Source organism: Microbulbifer maximicatervae (SeqCode) (assembly GCF_052467825.1).
Genome location: NZ_CP174327.1, coordinates 1,778,436 through 1,792,767, shown reverse-complemented (window position 1 = coordinate 1,792,767; position 14,332 = coordinate 1,778,436). Strand labels below are relative to the sequence as shown.

Genomic DNA, 14,332 nt, shown 5'->3' with positions numbered 1-14,332 from the left:
AAAAGACCTGATCTGAAAGAAAAGAGCCCCACGCTCGGGAGAGATGTTATGAAACACCTCACTACTGCCATCGCCACCCTAAGCCTGCTGCTGATCGCAGCACCCGCCCTGTCCGAGTCACATCGCGGGCACCAGCGCGCCATGGTCGACCACCACAAATATGGAAGAGCCGAACGCGAGCAGCGCCACTTAAAGAAACAGCACGACAAGCATCACGACCGCCAGCAGGAAAAGAAACGCCGCAGACAAGAGCGCAAGAAAGAAGAGCGCAGACGTGAACGCAGAGAGGAGCGCCAGCACCGCCGCGAAGTTCGCCACGCCTATAAAGAGGGCTACAACAAAGGCTATAACAAAGGGCATAGAAAAGGCCACAAGCAGGGCCACCGCCACGAATATCGCGCGGCACACAGACCGGTTTACCGCCACGGTTATCGCGGCCACCGCCCCCACTACCGTCCCTCGCACTACGGTTATGGATACCGCTGGCGCCACCTGCCGCGTAATTTCGTCAGTATCAGTATCGGAACAGCGGGCTTCTACTATAGCGATGGAATTTTTTATCGCCCGGCTTCTCACGGCTACGTAGTAGCCCAGGCCCCCCACGGCGCCATCGTGCACAGCCTGCCAGCATCAGCACTGACCGTGGTAGCCGGTGGACACAATTACTACGTGGCCTATGACACCTACTACCTGTGGGACCATAGCCACCGCGGCTACCGGGTTGTCCCCAAGCCGACCTATTACTGATTACCCAATCCCCCCCTCCCTGCGGCCCTCGGGCCGCCTTTTTTTACTCAAATTTGCGCAGATCAATCACCTTCTTAAGCCCCCTGTCGCAGAGTGCAAAAGAGCTGGCCATCCACTCGCTCCCCATTTACTTTTCAGTGCGCAAAAATTAGCGTTTTTTTATCTATAGTTATTGCTTTCCGGCCCTGCTGGGCCCAAGATTCGCGCCCGCCAATATCAACAGAAAGGCGCCATGAAAAAGCAACAAGTAAAAGACTGGACTTGCGAAGATTCGGCCGAGCTCTACGGCATCCGCAATTGGGGCGCCGGATATTTCGATTTGAACGAAAATGGTGAAGTTTCACTGCAAGTCGACGGCCCCAACGGGGTAACACACAGTGTTTCGCTGATGGACATTGCCCGAGGCGCCACCGAGCGCGGCCTGGGTATGCCCCTGCTATTGCGTATTGAGAATTTACTCGAAGCGCAGATCGCTCGGATTAACGAATCCTTTGCTCGCGCTATCGACGATTGCGGCTACGGCAATGTTTTTCGCGGCGTGTTCCCCATTAAGGTGAACCAGCAGTGTCAGGTCATTGAAGAAATTGCCAATGCCGGCCGCCGCTTTAACCACGGCCTGGAGGCGGGCAGTAAAGCAGAACTTATCGCTGCCCTGTCCATTCTGGATAACACCGAATCCCTGATCGTTTGCAACGGCTATAAGGACGAGGAATTTATTAACCTCGGACTGCAGGCCCAACGCCTGGGCGTACAGGTTTTCTTCGTCGTGGAAACGCCCTCGGAAGTGGAGACCATTATCCGCTGCGCCGAGCGCGAGCAGGTGCGCCCAAATATCGGCGCACGGGTAAAACTCGCCTCCAAGGTGGGCGGCTACTGGAATGCGACCAGTGGCGACCGCAGTATTTTCGGTCTGGGCAGTAACGACCTGATCGCCATGGTCGATCAACTGCGCAACCACGATATGCTCGACTGTCTCAAGTTGTTGCACTATCACCTGGGCTCGCAGGTACCGAATATCCGCGACATCCGCACCGGAGTTTTGGAAGCCTGCCGCTACTACGCCGATCTGGTGGAAGAAGGCGCACCCATGGGCTACCTGGATCTGGGCGGTGGCCTGGCGGTGGATTACGATGGCAGCAAGACCAATTACACCCACTCAAAGAATTACTCCCTGGACGAGTACTGTGTCGATGTAGTGGAAGCCATTATGGGCACCCTCGATAGCGAGGGAGTCGAACATCCGGTGATTATCACCGAATCCGGCCGCGCCACTGTAGCCTACTCCTCTGTACTGCTATTCGATATTCTCGACACTACCCGTTTCGAGCCGGTGGAACTGGAGCACACCAAGATCAGCGAAGGCGACCACCAGATGCTGCTCAACCTGCAGGACGCAGTGCGCAGTATCACCCCCAAAAACCTGCAAGAGAGTTACAACGACGCACTCTACTACCGCGATGAAGTGCGCTCTCTGTATCTGCACGGCCAGGTGAGCCTGCGCGAACGCGCCAATGCGGAAAACCTGTTCCTGCAGAGCGCCCAGGATATTCGCAAATTACTGGATGAGGCCGAAGAGATTCCCGCAGACCTGCAAGCCCTGCCGGAGGTACTGTCGGATATCTACTACGCCAATGTGAGCGTATTCCAATCGGTACCGGACATCTGGGCTATCGATCAGGTATTCCCACTGCTGCCGATCCACCGCCTGGACGAAGCTCCGACGCGCTCCGCCATCATCGCCGACATCACCTGTGATTGTGATGGTAAGATCGACCGCTTTATTGGCCGGGAAAAAGAGCAGAAAACCCTGCCTTTACACGAGCTAAAGGATGGCGAGGACTATATTCTCGGCACTTTCTTAATTGGCGCCTACCAGGAAACCCTGGGTGACCTGCACAACCTGTTTGGGGACACCAATGTCGTGAGTGTGCGCATCCAGGAAGACGGCAGCATAGACTTCAGCCACGAGATTCACGGTGACAGTATTTCTGACGTGTTAAGCTACGTGGAATACCAGCCCAAGGCGCTGTTTGAGCGCTTCCGCCGCCTGGCAGAACGCGCCGTCAAGCAAGGGTTGATTACCGCTGCCCAACGCAAACAGATTTTGCAAACCTATACCGCCAGCATGAGCGGTTACACCTACTTTGAAAAATAAATTTTAAAAATGAGGCGCCAACGCCTTTGAGAATATAGCGGTAACATTAGCCGCAGATTTAAGGAGATCTTTATGGCCAACGTACTGATCATCGGCGCCGGCGGTGTCGGCCAGGTGGTTGCGCACAAGTGCGCACAGGTTGCTGAGGTATTTGAAAATATCACCCTGGCAAGCCGCACCAAAAGCAAGTGCGACAAGATTGCCGCTATGCTGCCGCGCAAAATCGACACCGCTGAAGTAGATGCGGACAATGTGCCTGAATTGGTAAAGCTGATCGAAAAAGTGAAGCCGGACCTGGTCATCAATGTGGCCCTGCCCTACCAGGATCTGCACATTATGGATGCCTGCCTGGAAACCGGCGTGCACTACCTGGATACCGCCAATTACGAGCCGCCGGAAGAGGCCAAGTTCGAGTACAAGTGGCAGTGGGCCTACCAGGAGAAATTTGAGAAAGCCGGCCTGATGGCACTGCTGGGCAGCGGCTTCGATCCCGGCGTCACCAGCGTATTTACCGCCTACGCCAAGAAGCACCACTTCGATCGTATCCACACCCTGGATATCCTCGACTGTAATGCCGGCGACCACGGCCTGCCGTTCGCCACCAACTTCAACCCGGAAATTAATATCCGCGAGATCACCGCCAACGGTCGCTACTGGGAAAATGGCCAGTGGGTTACCACCAAGCCGATGGAAGAGAAACGCGTATTCAACTTCCCCGAAGGCATTGGCGATAAGGATATCTACCTGCTCTACCACGAAGAGCTGGAATCCCTGTCCAAGCACTTCCCGGAAATTGAGCGCGCGCGTTTCTGGATGACCTTTGGCGAGAGCTACCTGAAACACCTGGAAGTTCTGCAAAACGTCGGAATGACCGGCATTGAGCCGGTGGAATTCCAGGGCCAGCAAATTGTACCTATCCAGTTCCTTAAAGAGCTGCTGCCAGACCCCGCCAGCCTCGGCCCGCTGACCAAGGGCAAGACCTGCATCGGCAACATTATCCGTGGCACCAAAGACGGCGAAGAGAAAATCTACTACGTCTACAACACCTGCGACCACCAGGACTGCTACCAGGAAGTTCAATCCCAGGCGATCTCCTACACCACCGGTGTCCCGGCCATGATCGGTGCCAAGATGATGCTGGAAGGCAAGTGGATGAAGCCCGGCGTTTGGAATATGGAGCAGATGGATCCAGATCCCTTTATGGATGACCTGAACAAGTACGGCCTGCCCTGGCAGGAAACCTGGTTGGATAAGCCCTTCCAGTAAATCGCTTCTTTCCCGACCTAGCGGGGCGGACTCCAGTGCCCGCCCCGCCGCACCAGGATATAACGCACCATGGACCTCACTCCCCCCGTTGACTATTTCGGCAGCTTCGATCCCTACCGCGTTCCCTCTCCCTGTTTTGTGATCGATGAAATTGCCCTGCGCAATAATTTGGCATTGCTCGCCGATGTACAGGAACGCAGCGGTGCCAAGGTACTGGCAGCGCTCAAGGCCTTTTCCATGTTCAGCACCGGGCCCATCGTGGCTGAATATCTATCCGGGACCTGTGCCAGTGGCCTGCACGAAGCCAAACTGGGGTTCGAAGAGTACGGCGGTCGCGACAAAGGCAAGGAAGTTCATGTCTTCAGTGCGGCTTACAAGGATGAGGAACTGCGGAAAATACTGCAATTTGCCCACCATGTAATTTTCAATTCCTTCTCCCAGTGGAAGCGTTTTCGGGAGTTGTGCCTGGATATGCAACAGCAGCGGCCAGAGCTGCGTTTTGGCCTGCGTATCAACCCCGAGCACTCCGAGGGCCACACCGATCTCTACGACCCCTGCGCCCCTTGTTCGCGCCTGGGCATCGTGCGCTCGCTGTTTGAAGGGGAGTCCCTCGAGGGCATCAGCGGCCTGCACTTCCACACGTTATGCGAACAGGATTTCAAACCTCTGCAGCGCACAATCGCTGCCGTGGAGGAGAAGTTTGGCGATCTGATACCACAAATGGAGTGGATTAATTTCGGCGGCGGCCACCATATTACTCGCCGGGATTACCAGGTGGATGAGCTGGTCGAAGCGGTGCGCAGCTTTTCCGACAAGCACAATGTACAGGTCTACCTGGAACCCGGTGAGGCCATCTCCCTGTTCGCAGGAGTCCTTGTGGCTGAGGTAGTGGATATCGCCTGGAATGGTGAAAACCAAGCCATCCTCGACGCCTCTGCCACCTGCCATATGCCCGATGTGCTGGAAATGCCCTACCGACCGGAAATTACCGGTGCCGCTCGCCCCGGTGACTTACCCCACACCTATCGCCTGGGCGGACAGAGTTGCCTGGCCGGCGACAGCATCGGCGAATACAGCTTCAGTCAACCACTGCGGATTGGCGAGCGACTGGTATTCGAGGAAATGGCCTACTACACCATGGTGAAAACCAATACTTTTAACGGTATCCCCCTACCGGCTATCGCCCTGTGGAATTCGGATACCGACGACCTGAAGATGATCAAAACTTTCGGCTACGAAGATTTTAAGGAACGCCTCTCCTAAACAGTGCCGATAGAGATAGATGCGGCAGGCAATGAGTTATTGCCTCCGCCAGAGGACCAGTAGATGTTGTCAGAAAACGAATACCCCATTTTTCTCGGCTCCGAAATCGAGCAGCCGAAGCCGGAAGACGCCCTCTTTCACATTATCCCCATCCCCTATGAGGAAACCGTCTCCTACGGTGGCGGCACCGGCAAGGGCCCGGCCTCCATCCTGGAAGCATCCTGGCAACTGGAAACTTTTGACAACTTCTCCAACCCCTGTGACCTGGGCATCTACACCCGCTCGCCGGTCTCGGTTTCCGGCCCTGCAGAACAGGTGATGGAGAATATCGCCGCCGCCACCAAAGAAGTGTTGGCGCTTGGCAAGATGCCGGTGGGTATCGGCGGTGAGCATTCGGTGACCTGGGGTATTATCAAAGGGCTACTGGACGCCGGTGAAACCGATTTTGGCGTGGTGCAGATCGATGCCCACGCCGACCTTCGCGATCGCTATGAGGGCCACAAACACAGCCACGCCAGCGTGATGCGTCTAGTGGTAGAAGCCGGTGTCCCCCTGTTCCAGCTGGGTATCCGCGCCTATTGCGAAGAGGAAGTGCAGGCCCGCAAGGACCACAACGTGGGCTATCTGGATGCCCACCAACTGGTGCCCAACAACGTGCAGGAATTCCAGTTACCGGAGAATTTCCCCAAGAAAGTCTTCTTTACACTGGATGTGGACGGTATGGATCCATCGGTCTTCCCTTCCACCGGCACCCCGGTACCCGGCGGTCTCGGTTGGTACCAGACCCTCAACTTATTCGAATCTGTTGCGCGACAAAGAGAGATAATTGGCTTCGATCTGCTGGAATTTGCGCCGATCGAGGGCTTTCACGCCTATGACTTTGCCGCTGCACAGCTGATGTACAAGCTGATGGGAATCATCCAGCGCAACCGCTGACCACTGATCCAGCCTCCGGCACTTTGACAATTCTTAACCAATTAACCTGTCTTTAATGTCAGGATAAGGGTTAGTATGTCAAATGTGAGTAATCACTTCGCTGGAGAGACTGTGAATAAACTGAATGTCGTAATTGGCGCCAGTGCGTTCCTGGCGCTGGCCGCTTTTGCCTTTAGCCCACCGGCCGATGCGCGCGGTTATGAGCGCGGGGGAGATCATCGCCACCACCACCGTGGCGGTGTTTATCGCGGACCACGTGTTTCGATCGGATTTGTTGCGCCCGTACTACCCGTTGGCCATGTGCGTGTGGCAGTTGGCGGACGTCCTTTTTACTACCATGGCGGGCACTTCTACCGCCACGGTCCCCGTGGTTACGTCGTTGTCGCTGCCCCTCTGGGCGCCTCGGTAGTCACCCTGCCAACTAGTGCTGTCAGAGTCCATGTGGGCGGAATTACTTATTACCAGTACGCCGATGCCTACTATCAGTGGCACCCGGCTACCCGAACTTATGTCGTGGTAGCACCACCTGCAGTGGCTGTAGCTCCAGCACCCGTAGCCGTTGTTCCAGCGCCTGCGCCGGCTGTAGCCGTTCCTGTTGCAACGGCAGCAGCTCCCGCTACTGTGCCTGCAACCCCGGACCCTGGCCCGCAGGGCTTCCAGCCCGGACAAGTGGTGGAAACCCTACCCAATGGCTATGCCGCTGAAATTATCAATGGCATCCAGTACTACCGCTATGGCGGCAATTACTTTATGCCGACCCAGCGCGATGGCCAGGAAGTCTACGTAGTCGTCAAGCTGTAAGCGCGGCTTCGCTTTCCAGCCCGTGAAAGCGGGCAAACTGCCCCAGAGCCCGGTGGTAACTCGCCTCCAGCGAGACACCGGGTTTCTTGTCCCAGTGCAGGGCCTCTACCCGCAATACACCCGCATCCCGATCAGCCTTCAAATCCACCTGCCCCACGAATTGATCGCCGTATAAAATCGGCAGGCAAAAATAGCCATAGCGGCGCTTGGCCGCCGGTACATAGCATTCCAATTGATATTCAAAATCAAACAGCCGGCGCAGGCGTTTGCGCTGCAATATCACTGGGTCGAATGGGGATAACAGGCGCACTTTGCGCGATGGTCGTACCGGCTCCCAGTCCAGATGCTCGGTGAGCATCAGCTCTTTCCCCCACTGAGTGAGCTCACCGGTTGCCAACATGCGCTTAATTGCCAGCTGGATAAGGGGTTTGTCGTCCCTGCGCAGGTAAGCAATTTCCTCCGCTCGGCCAATCCCCTGACACCCCAGAAAAGTGCGCACCAGATGGCTACCATGCTCAATTTCCGAGGCGGCATTGGTCGAGATTTTTGCTGGCAGTATCCGCTCCGGGAGATCGAAGACTTTTTGAAAGCCCTCCCGGTGGCTGACCATCAGCTCACCTTCATGAAACAACTGCTCCAGGGCTTTCTTTTCATCGGACCACTCCCACCATCCACTCTTGGTGCGCACAAAATCACTGGCCCGCAGGGCACCCTCCTCTCGCACACGATCGAGAACATAGCGACACAGCTTGGCATTCTTTTCAAACCAGTGGCGCTGACCGGCGCGGATACGATCCATACGCACCCGCGCATAGGGGTAGTGGGCCATTGGCAGGTAGGCAGCGGCGTGGGACCAGTACTCGAAAATTTCGCGGCGCTCTTCAGCTTTAGCCAGGTGTGACTCGCGGTAACGGGGCAGGCGATTGTAGAGCTGGTGGTGATGGGCCCGGGTAATTCGCTGGATAGCATCCAACTGTAGGGCGCCAAGATGTTGCAACAACCCCGGCAATCCTTCAGTCCAGGAGCTGTGGATAAATTGGCGTTGCAGCACCAGTGCGCGGATCTTTTGTTCGGATAACAAGAGGTGGCTCCCCTAGGCTCGGATATTCGACAGCCGCGAACCTAGCAGAAAGGCTTATTCGCCCTGGTAGTATTCCGGCGCCAGATTATCGAAGCGAGTGTATTTGCCTACAAACGCTGCGCGGCAGGTGCCAATCTCACCGTTACGCTGCTTGCCGATAATCAACTCGGCCATCCCTTTATCCGGGCTGTCCTCGTTATAGTATTCATCGCGGTAGATAAACAGGATCACGTCAGCATCCTGCTCGATCGCCCCGGATTCCCGCAGGTCCGAGTTCATCGGCCGTTTGTTGGGGCGCTGTTCTACTCCCCGGTTGAGCTGCGACAGGGCAATCACCGGGCATTCGTATTCTTTCGCCAGCGCCTTGAGAGAGCGGGAGATCTCGGAGATCTCCTGGGTGCGGCCCTCAGTAGACCCCTTCACCTGCATCAGCTGCAAATAGTCCACCATAATCATGGCGGGCATACTCTTCGCCTCGGCGTCTTCGCGGCTTAACTTGGGGTTCTCGCGCATCAATTTGTTGATGTGATCGCGCACTGTGCGCTTGGTACGCGCGCGCACCTCGCTGGGACTCAGTGCCGGCGTATCGTCGATATACAGGGACTTGCCCTTCATCTTCTGCACGGCGCTGGATAGCTTGGGCCAATCCTCTTCCTGCAGCTTGCCGTTCCTGATGCGCCCCTGGTCGATACGACCAATAGAGGACAACATCCGCATCACCAGGCTGTCCGAGGGCATCTCCATACTGAAGACCAGAGTCGGGCTCTCCTGGCAGAGCATGGCGCTCTCGATAAAATTCAATGCCAGTGCGGTCTTACCCATGGAGGGACGTGCGGCGAGAATAACCAGTTCGCCCGGCTGCCAGCCGGAGGTGCGCTGGTCCAGTTCGGTCAGACCGGTGCTGATACCGGTGATATCACCCTCGGTCTTGAACAGCTCATCGATACGCTCGACGGTCTTTTTCAGCAGGGTATCCACGCCGACAAAGCCGCCCTCTTTGGCGCGCCCCTCGGCGATTTCCGCCACGCGGCGCTCAGCCATCTGCAGCAGGTCGGCGGAGGCAAGGCCACCGGGATTAAAACTGGTGCGGCTGATCTCACCGGCGGCGGCGATCAACTGGCGCAGCATGGAGCGCTCACGCACGATCTTAGCGTAGGCGACGATATTCGCTGCGGAGGGAGTGTTTTCGGCCAATTCCGCCAGGTAGGCAGGGCCACCCACTTCACCGAGCAGGTCGCGGCTGGCGAGGCCTTCGGCGAGGGTAACGATATCCAGGGGCTGTTCGCCATTACTCAGCTCGCCCATAACCGCAAAGATCTTGCGGTGACTGGCGCTGAAGAAATCCTCTTCACTCAGCTGTTCGGCAACGGCATCAATACGGCCCGGGTCCAGCATCAGGCCGCCGAGCACAGACTGCTCCGCCTCTACCGAATGCGGCAGGGGTGAACTCTCTTCGCTGTGGATCTCTTCTTCAGGGGCGGCGTATTCGTCGATCATGGAACTTTACTGGATAGTAAAAACAAAACAGGCGCTGGACCCGATAGGGTGCAGCGCCCGATTGTAGCGCGGCTGGCGCCCGAAGCACCAACCGTTCGTCAGCAAAACCTTACTCGGCTTCGATAACGACTTTAACTGCAGCAATTACGTCGGAGTGCAGCTGTACGTCTACGTCGTACTCGCCCACTTCGCGCAGCGCGCCTTCCGGCAGCTTAACTTCAGCTTTAGCTACTTCAACGCCACCAGCAGAGATCGCTTCAGCGATATCGCGAGTGCCGATAGAACCGAACAGCTTGCCTTCGTCGCCAGCGTTAGCAGCGATGGTAACAACCAGATCGGCCAGCTTGGTAGCGCGGCTCTCAGCTTCAGCCAGCTTAGCGGCAGCAGCGGCTTCCAGTTCAGCGCGCTTAGCTTCGAACTCAGCAATGTTTGCGGCGGTAGCAGCAATTGCCTTACCAGTCGGCAGCAGGAAATTGCGGCCAAAACCGGCTTTAACATCAACGCGGTCACCCACGTTGCCCAGTTTGCCTACTTTATCGAGCAGAATAACTTCCATCTCGGTTTCCTCAATTTCTGTATTGTGCGGGCGCGCTTATTTGGAAGAGCGTCCGCGAATATCTATCCAGCTATCTACCAGGGCCAGGCCGCAGAGGAAGCCCGCCAGGGGCAGCCCTCCAATCACCAGCATGATGTACATCGCCACCAGGGGACCTACTCCCCAACCGCGACTGGCAACCAGCCAGTGGACCAGGGCAATACCAGCTACTACCATCGGGAACGCAATCACCGCTCCCCAAAATGCGTAGCCTGGGGTTACCAAGCTGACTACCCACAACAACATGCTTGTCGCTGACAGCCACAGGGGCAGGCGCAGCTGGTGGAACTCCTGGCGGAAACCGCCGGGGTTGTACAGCAGGGCCTGCCAGTAACGCCCCAGTACCAGAGCCAATGTGGCGCTCATCGCCGATATCAGGCCCAGGTAACCGGTAATTTGCAATTCACCCGAAAATATCTGCTTCAGTTCATCCATTGGAACAGTATTGGGCTGTTCCGCTGCATTCTCGACTGCCTGCAAGAACCCTTGCATCAGTCCTCCACTGAAGAGAGAGGTCAGCAATATGCCTGCTGCTGATGCCGCCGTTACAGCCACCAGGCCAGCGGCCCAGGAGCGACTGCTGCGCAATGCCATGGCGCCGCAAAAAACTGCAACAAAATGGCCTGCGGATATACCAGTCACCAGTGGTGGTACATGACCACTCATACCCATAACGACAATCGGCAACAGAGCCCAGGCCAAAACCATCAGGCCGTCACTGCTGCCTCGGCGCAAACTCACCAGAGCGAGAATTGCCGGGCTTATCAGCGGAATCCCCAACATGGTGAGGATTACCGCCCTGACGCGTCCGCGCATAATAAATTCAGCTACGGCGCGCATATCTAGATAGCTTCTCTATTAATGAGTCTAAGCAAACTGCGGCTTAGGCTTCGTGGCTGTCCGTGTACGGCAGCAGGGCCAGGTAGCGAGCGCGCTTGACCGCAGAGGCCAGCTGACGCTGATACTTGGCTTTGGTACCGGTAATACGGCTTGGAACAATTTTGCCAGTCTCGGAGATGTAGGCTTTCAGGGTATCGAGATCTTTGTAGTCGATACGCTTAACACCTTCAGCGGTGAAACGGCAGAACTTGCGACGACGGAAAAAACGTGCCATCTGATAATCCCCTTACTCTTCGCTTTCAGCGTTATCGGAAGAAGCTTCTGCAGCGTCGGAAGAAGCTTTCTCTTCTCCGGCGCGCTCGCGACGCTCGGTGCGCTCTGCACGGGCAGCTTTGCGCTCACGGCTTTCTTTTTCCGCTTTCATGATCGGGCTCTCTTCAGTGATCGCCTCGTCTTCACGAATTACCAGATTACGGATAACCGCATCGTTGTAACGGAAGTTGGTAGTCAGTTCCTCAAGGGCTTCTTCAGAACATTCTACGTTCATCAGAATGTAGTGAGCCTTGTGGATCTTGTTGATCGGGTAAGCCAGACGGCGACGGCCCCAGTCTTCCAGACGGTGAACCTGTCCACCGCTCTCCTTGATGGACGCAGTGTAGCGCTCCACCATGCCAGGTACCTGCTCGCTCTGGTCCGGGTGAACCAGGAATACAATTTCGTAATGACGCATTTTAGCTCCTTACGGGTTAATCAGCCTCTCGGACAGTCCGATGAGGCAAGGAGTACAACGGGCACGGATAAACCGGGCCCATTGCGGGCGGCGTATTCTAGGCAGTTGTGGGGTTGGTTGCAAGTTGATCAATTGCATCAAGCCCAATGCCTTCGTCTGCCCGGTTGCAAGTTGATCAAAATGACTACCCTGCCACTCGCCTTGTCTCTGAGATTTGGCGGATTGGGACACAGCACTGCGCGGTCTGGTCATGGGTTTGGCAAGCTGGCTTCGCCTATGATGCCGGACTGTTAAAGGGAGAAGTACCATGCCCCAACAAACCCACCAATTAGAATTTGGCGCCTTCCAGGTACCAGTAACCACAGTACACAACGGCGAAGGCCCCCTGGTATTGGTACTTCCCGCGATGGGCGTACCGGCCAACCGCTACCGCCTGCTCTTGGAAGAACTGCAAAAGCTCGGTTACAACACCGCCATCAGCGAATTGCCCGGCACCGGGGAGAGCCTGCCGCGCCCCCACCGAAATGCCGACTACGGTTACAACGATCTGGTATTTTCGTTTATCCCACAGTTAATCCAACTGCTGGAACAGCAATTTCCCCAGGGGCCAGCGCTGATTCTCGGCCACAGTATCGGCGGTCAAACCAGCACCCTGGCAGCCCGCGCCGGCCTCACTGGTAACGCCAAGGTTGTCAGCATCGCCTCCGGCCATGTGGACCACCGCAGCTGGAGTGGCCTGCACAAGTACGCCATCCTGCTCTTCGCCTCAATTGCCAGTGTGACCTCAAGCCTGCTGGGTTATTTCCCCGGTGCGCGCATGGGATTCGGCTGGCGCGAAGCGCGCAGGCTAATGAAAGACTGGGCCCGATCCATATTTAGCGGCCGCTTTGCTCCAGAGGATCGCTTTGGGCAAATGGAAAAGACAAGCCAGCCCACCCTGCATATTGCGCTGGACGGCGACCCCTTCGCCCCTATTCAGGCTGCCCGTAAATTAGCGGCGATCGTCGGCGGCGAAACCCGGGAGATGAAATCCACTTATCCCAAGGGCAACCCTCACCTCAGCTGGATCAAGAATCCCGCCCCCGTAGTTGAGGCAGTACAGCAGTGGCTACATAAAGATCCCGCTCTCAACTGATTTTCCTTTTTTCTGTCTTTCCTGCATGGCCAAGAAAGCAATTCACAGCTTTCTTAGCCATGTATTAATAAAAACTGCCCGCTCCACCTCCCTCCCACATCGCAGCCAACAATCTTATTTGTCTTTCCGGTTTTCACGGTTCAGTTCCGTTTGTGGCCAGTGAATCAATCTCTTGAGCGGTAAATTCACCACTCAAACGACATCGCTCAAGTAGGTTATCCCCATGAACAACAGCCCATTCAATACCTTCACCAAGTTGCACCAAACTGACGCCCCACTGATCCTGCCAAATGCCTGGGATGCTGCCAGCGCTTTAATCTGCCAAAACACAGGCGCCCAAGCGGTAGGTACCAGCAGTGCCGCCGTCGCCTGGTCACTGGGTTATGCCGATGGCGGTGCCCTGCCAGTTGAGGAACACCTAAACGCTATCGCGCGGATTGCCCGGGTGACCTCATTACCTCTGAGTGTGGATATTGAAGATGGATATTCTCAAAACCCCGAACAGGTAGCTGAGCTGGCTTGTAAAATGATGGAGCTGGGCGTAGTGGGTATCAATATTGAAGATGGTAACGACACCCCCGAATCTCTCGGCGAAAAGATCGGCGCTATTCGCCAAGCACTAAACGGCCGCCCGCTTTTTATTAATGCCCGTACCGATGTTTATCTCAATGCACTCGCAAGCGGTGATAAAGCGGTAAATATGTGCATAGAGAGGTTAGAGCTTTATAAGAGTGCCGGTGCTGACTGCGGCTTTGTGCCTGGGCTCTCTTCAATTGAGGAGGCAAGGAGTTTGGCAACGGGTATCAACCTGCCAATCAATATTATGCTGCTTCCGGGAATTGCTCCTATATCGGAGTTTTTTGCCGCAGGCATAAAGCGCTTTAGTACCGGGCCAGCTTTATTCCAATCTGTCTATGGCCATTTAAGCGAATCATTAAAACAGCTGGCAGCGGTTAAAAGTGACACTAATTTGTTTAGCACGGCGTTGGACTACGGCACTATGAACTCCGCATTTACTTAAAGGATGTGGAAAGAAGTTTTATGTCCGGGTATTTCTATACCCGGCTTGTAAGGACTTACAGTAACCCCGTGGATCAAAGTTTCGAAAGAACTAAATAATTCTCCGCTCACCAACCTAATATGGGAACACCGCAATTTTAAATATTGAGCAATTCTCTAAATCTTAAATGGGGGAAAATTATCTGTAGATATTTATACGACCTAACTGATGAGTTTAAAGAAACCATTACATCTATTAGGTAAGAGCCAGTTACCATTATTTACTT

The 14,332-nt window shown here is 55.5% G+C and carries 14 protein-coding genes; 8 read left to right on the top strand and 6 right to left on the bottom strand.

Annotation, left to right across the window (positions count from 1 at the left end; translation table 11 throughout):
• Positions 1-48: 48 nt before the first annotated feature.
• The 6 genes from ACJJII_RS07920 (at position 49) to ACJJII_RS07895 (ending at position 7,168) form a co-directional block, all read left to right on the top strand.
• A complete protein-coding gene (locus tag ACJJII_RS07920) occupies positions 49-747 on the top strand; it encodes a DUF6515 family protein (protein ID WP_444918844.1) in 699 nt (232 codons plus the stop codon).
• A gap of 232 nt (positions 748-979) precedes the next feature.
• Entirely contained in the window at positions 980-2,902 is a 1,923-nt protein-coding gene (speA, locus tag ACJJII_RS07915) for a biosynthetic arginine decarboxylase (protein WP_413664140.1), read from the top strand.
• 72 nt (positions 2,903-2,974) lie between these two features.
• On the top strand, positions 2,975-4,168 hold the full coding sequence (locus ACJJII_RS07910) for a saccharopine dehydrogenase family protein (RefSeq protein ID WP_444906588.1): 1,194 nt from the start codon (positions 2,975-2,977) through the stop codon (positions 4,166-4,168).
• 69 nt (positions 4,169-4,237) lie between these two features.
• A complete protein-coding gene (nspC, locus tag ACJJII_RS07905; RefSeq protein WP_444918843.1) occupies positions 4,238-5,431 on the top strand; it encodes a carboxynorspermidine decarboxylase in 1,194 nt (397 codons plus the stop codon).
• Positions 5,432-5,494: 63 nt separating this feature from the next.
• On the top strand, positions 5,495-6,367 hold the full coding sequence (gene speB / locus ACJJII_RS07900; protein ID WP_413664138.1) for an agmatinase: 873 nt from the start codon (positions 5,495-5,497) through the stop codon (positions 6,365-6,367).
• 111 nt (positions 6,368-6,478) lie between these two features.
• Positions 6,479-7,168 (top strand): DUF6515 family protein, encoded by a 690-nt coding sequence (locus ACJJII_RS07895; RefSeq protein WP_108735126.1) that lies wholly within the window; start codon positions 6,479-6,481, stop codon positions 7,166-7,168.
• Here ACJJII_RS07895 and ACJJII_RS07890 read toward each other — a convergent pair.
• The 6 genes from ACJJII_RS07890 to rpsF all read right to left on the bottom strand — a co-directional run bounded on the left by ACJJII_RS07890 (position 7,158) and on the right by rpsF (position 11,911).
• Entirely contained in the window at positions 7,158-8,249 is a 1,092-nt protein-coding gene (locus ACJJII_RS07890; protein ID WP_444918842.1) for a winged helix-turn-helix domain-containing protein, read from the bottom strand. The genes ACJJII_RS07895 and ACJJII_RS07890 overlap by 11 nt on opposite strands.
• A 54-nt stretch (positions 8,250-8,303) precedes the next feature.
• A complete protein-coding gene (gene dnaB / locus ACJJII_RS07885; RefSeq protein WP_282930237.1) occupies positions 8,304-9,746 on the bottom strand; it encodes a replicative DNA helicase in 1,443 nt (480 codons plus the stop codon).
• Between the two features lie 109 nt (positions 9,747-9,855).
• On the bottom strand, positions 9,856-10,302 hold the full coding sequence (rplI, locus tag ACJJII_RS07880; RefSeq protein ID WP_282930238.1) for a 50S ribosomal protein L9: 447 nt from the start codon (positions 10,300-10,302) through the stop codon (positions 9,856-9,858).
• A 36-nt stretch (positions 10,303-10,338) separates the two neighbouring features.
• A complete protein-coding gene (locus ACJJII_RS07875) occupies positions 10,339-11,181 on the bottom strand; it encodes a YybS family protein (RefSeq protein ID WP_413664135.1) in 843 nt (280 codons plus the stop codon).
• A gap of 43 nt (positions 11,182-11,224) precedes the next feature.
• The gene (gene rpsR, locus ACJJII_RS07870; protein ID WP_108731487.1) at positions 11,225-11,455 is read right to left on the bottom strand and encodes a 30S ribosomal protein S18; all 231 of its coding nucleotides are present in this window, start codon (positions 11,453-11,455) and stop codon (positions 11,225-11,227) included.
• A gap of 12 nt (positions 11,456-11,467) precedes the next feature.
• On the bottom strand, positions 11,468-11,911 hold the full coding sequence (gene rpsF / locus ACJJII_RS07865; RefSeq protein ID WP_282930240.1) for a 30S ribosomal protein S6: 444 nt from the start codon (positions 11,909-11,911) through the stop codon (positions 11,468-11,470).
• Positions 11,912-12,218: 307 nt separating this feature from the next.
• Between rpsF and ACJJII_RS07860 the strand changes: the two genes are divergently transcribed.
• Both ACJJII_RS07860 and ACJJII_RS07855 read left to right on the top strand, forming a co-directional pair.
• Positions 12,219-13,046, top strand: a complete 828-nt coding sequence (locus tag ACJJII_RS07860) for an alpha/beta fold hydrolase (RefSeq protein WP_444918841.1) — start codon at positions 12,219-12,221, stop codon at positions 13,044-13,046.
• 223 nt (positions 13,047-13,269) lie between these two features.
• Positions 13,270-14,067 carry an isocitrate lyase/PEP mutase family protein gene (locus ACJJII_RS07855; RefSeq protein WP_444918840.1) on the top strand — a complete coding sequence of 266 codons (798 nt, stop codon included), beginning with the start codon at positions 13,270-13,272 and terminating at the stop codon, positions 14,065-14,067.
• Positions 14,068-14,332 lie beyond the last annotated feature (265 nt).

Coding starts and splice junctions, on each gene's coding strand:
- rpsR (WP_108731487.1), bottom strand. CDS start 11,455: ATGGCACGTTTTTTCCGTCGTCGCAAGTTCTGCCGTTTCACCGCTGAA.
- nspC (WP_444918843.1), top strand. CDS start 4,238: ATGGACCTCACTCCCCCCGTTGACTATTTCGGCAGCTTCGATCCCTAC.
- speA (WP_413664140.1), top strand. CDS start 980: ATGAAAAAGCAACAAGTAAAAGACTGGACTTGCGAAGATTCGGCCGAG.
- ACJJII_RS07875 (WP_413664135.1), bottom strand. CDS start 11,181: ATGCGCGCCGTAGCTGAATTTATTATGCGCGGACGCGTCAGGGCGGTA.
- rpsF (WP_282930240.1), bottom strand. CDS start 11,911: ATGCGTCATTACGAAATTGTATTCCTGGTTCACCCGGACCAGAGCGAG.
- ACJJII_RS07910 (WP_444906588.1), top strand. CDS start 2,975: ATGGCCAACGTACTGATCATCGGCGCCGGCGGTGTCGGCCAGGTGGTT.
- rplI (WP_282930238.1), bottom strand. CDS start 10,302: ATGGAAGTTATTCTGCTCGATAAAGTAGGCAAACTGGGCAACGTGGGT.
- ACJJII_RS07855 (WP_444918840.1), top strand. CDS start 13,270: ATGAACAACAGCCCATTCAATACCTTCACCAAGTTGCACCAAACTGAC.
- ACJJII_RS07860 (WP_444918841.1), top strand. CDS start 12,219: ATGCCCCAACAAACCCACCAATTAGAATTTGGCGCCTTCCAGGTACCA.
- speB (WP_413664138.1), top strand. CDS start 5,495: ATGTTGTCAGAAAACGAATACCCCATTTTTCTCGGCTCCGAAATCGAG.
- dnaB (WP_282930237.1), bottom strand. CDS start 9,746: ATGATCGACGAATACGCCGCCCCTGAAGAAGAGATCCACAGCGAAGAG.
- ACJJII_RS07920 (WP_444918844.1), top strand. CDS start 49: ATGAAACACCTCACTACTGCCATCGCCACCCTAAGCCTGCTGCTGATC.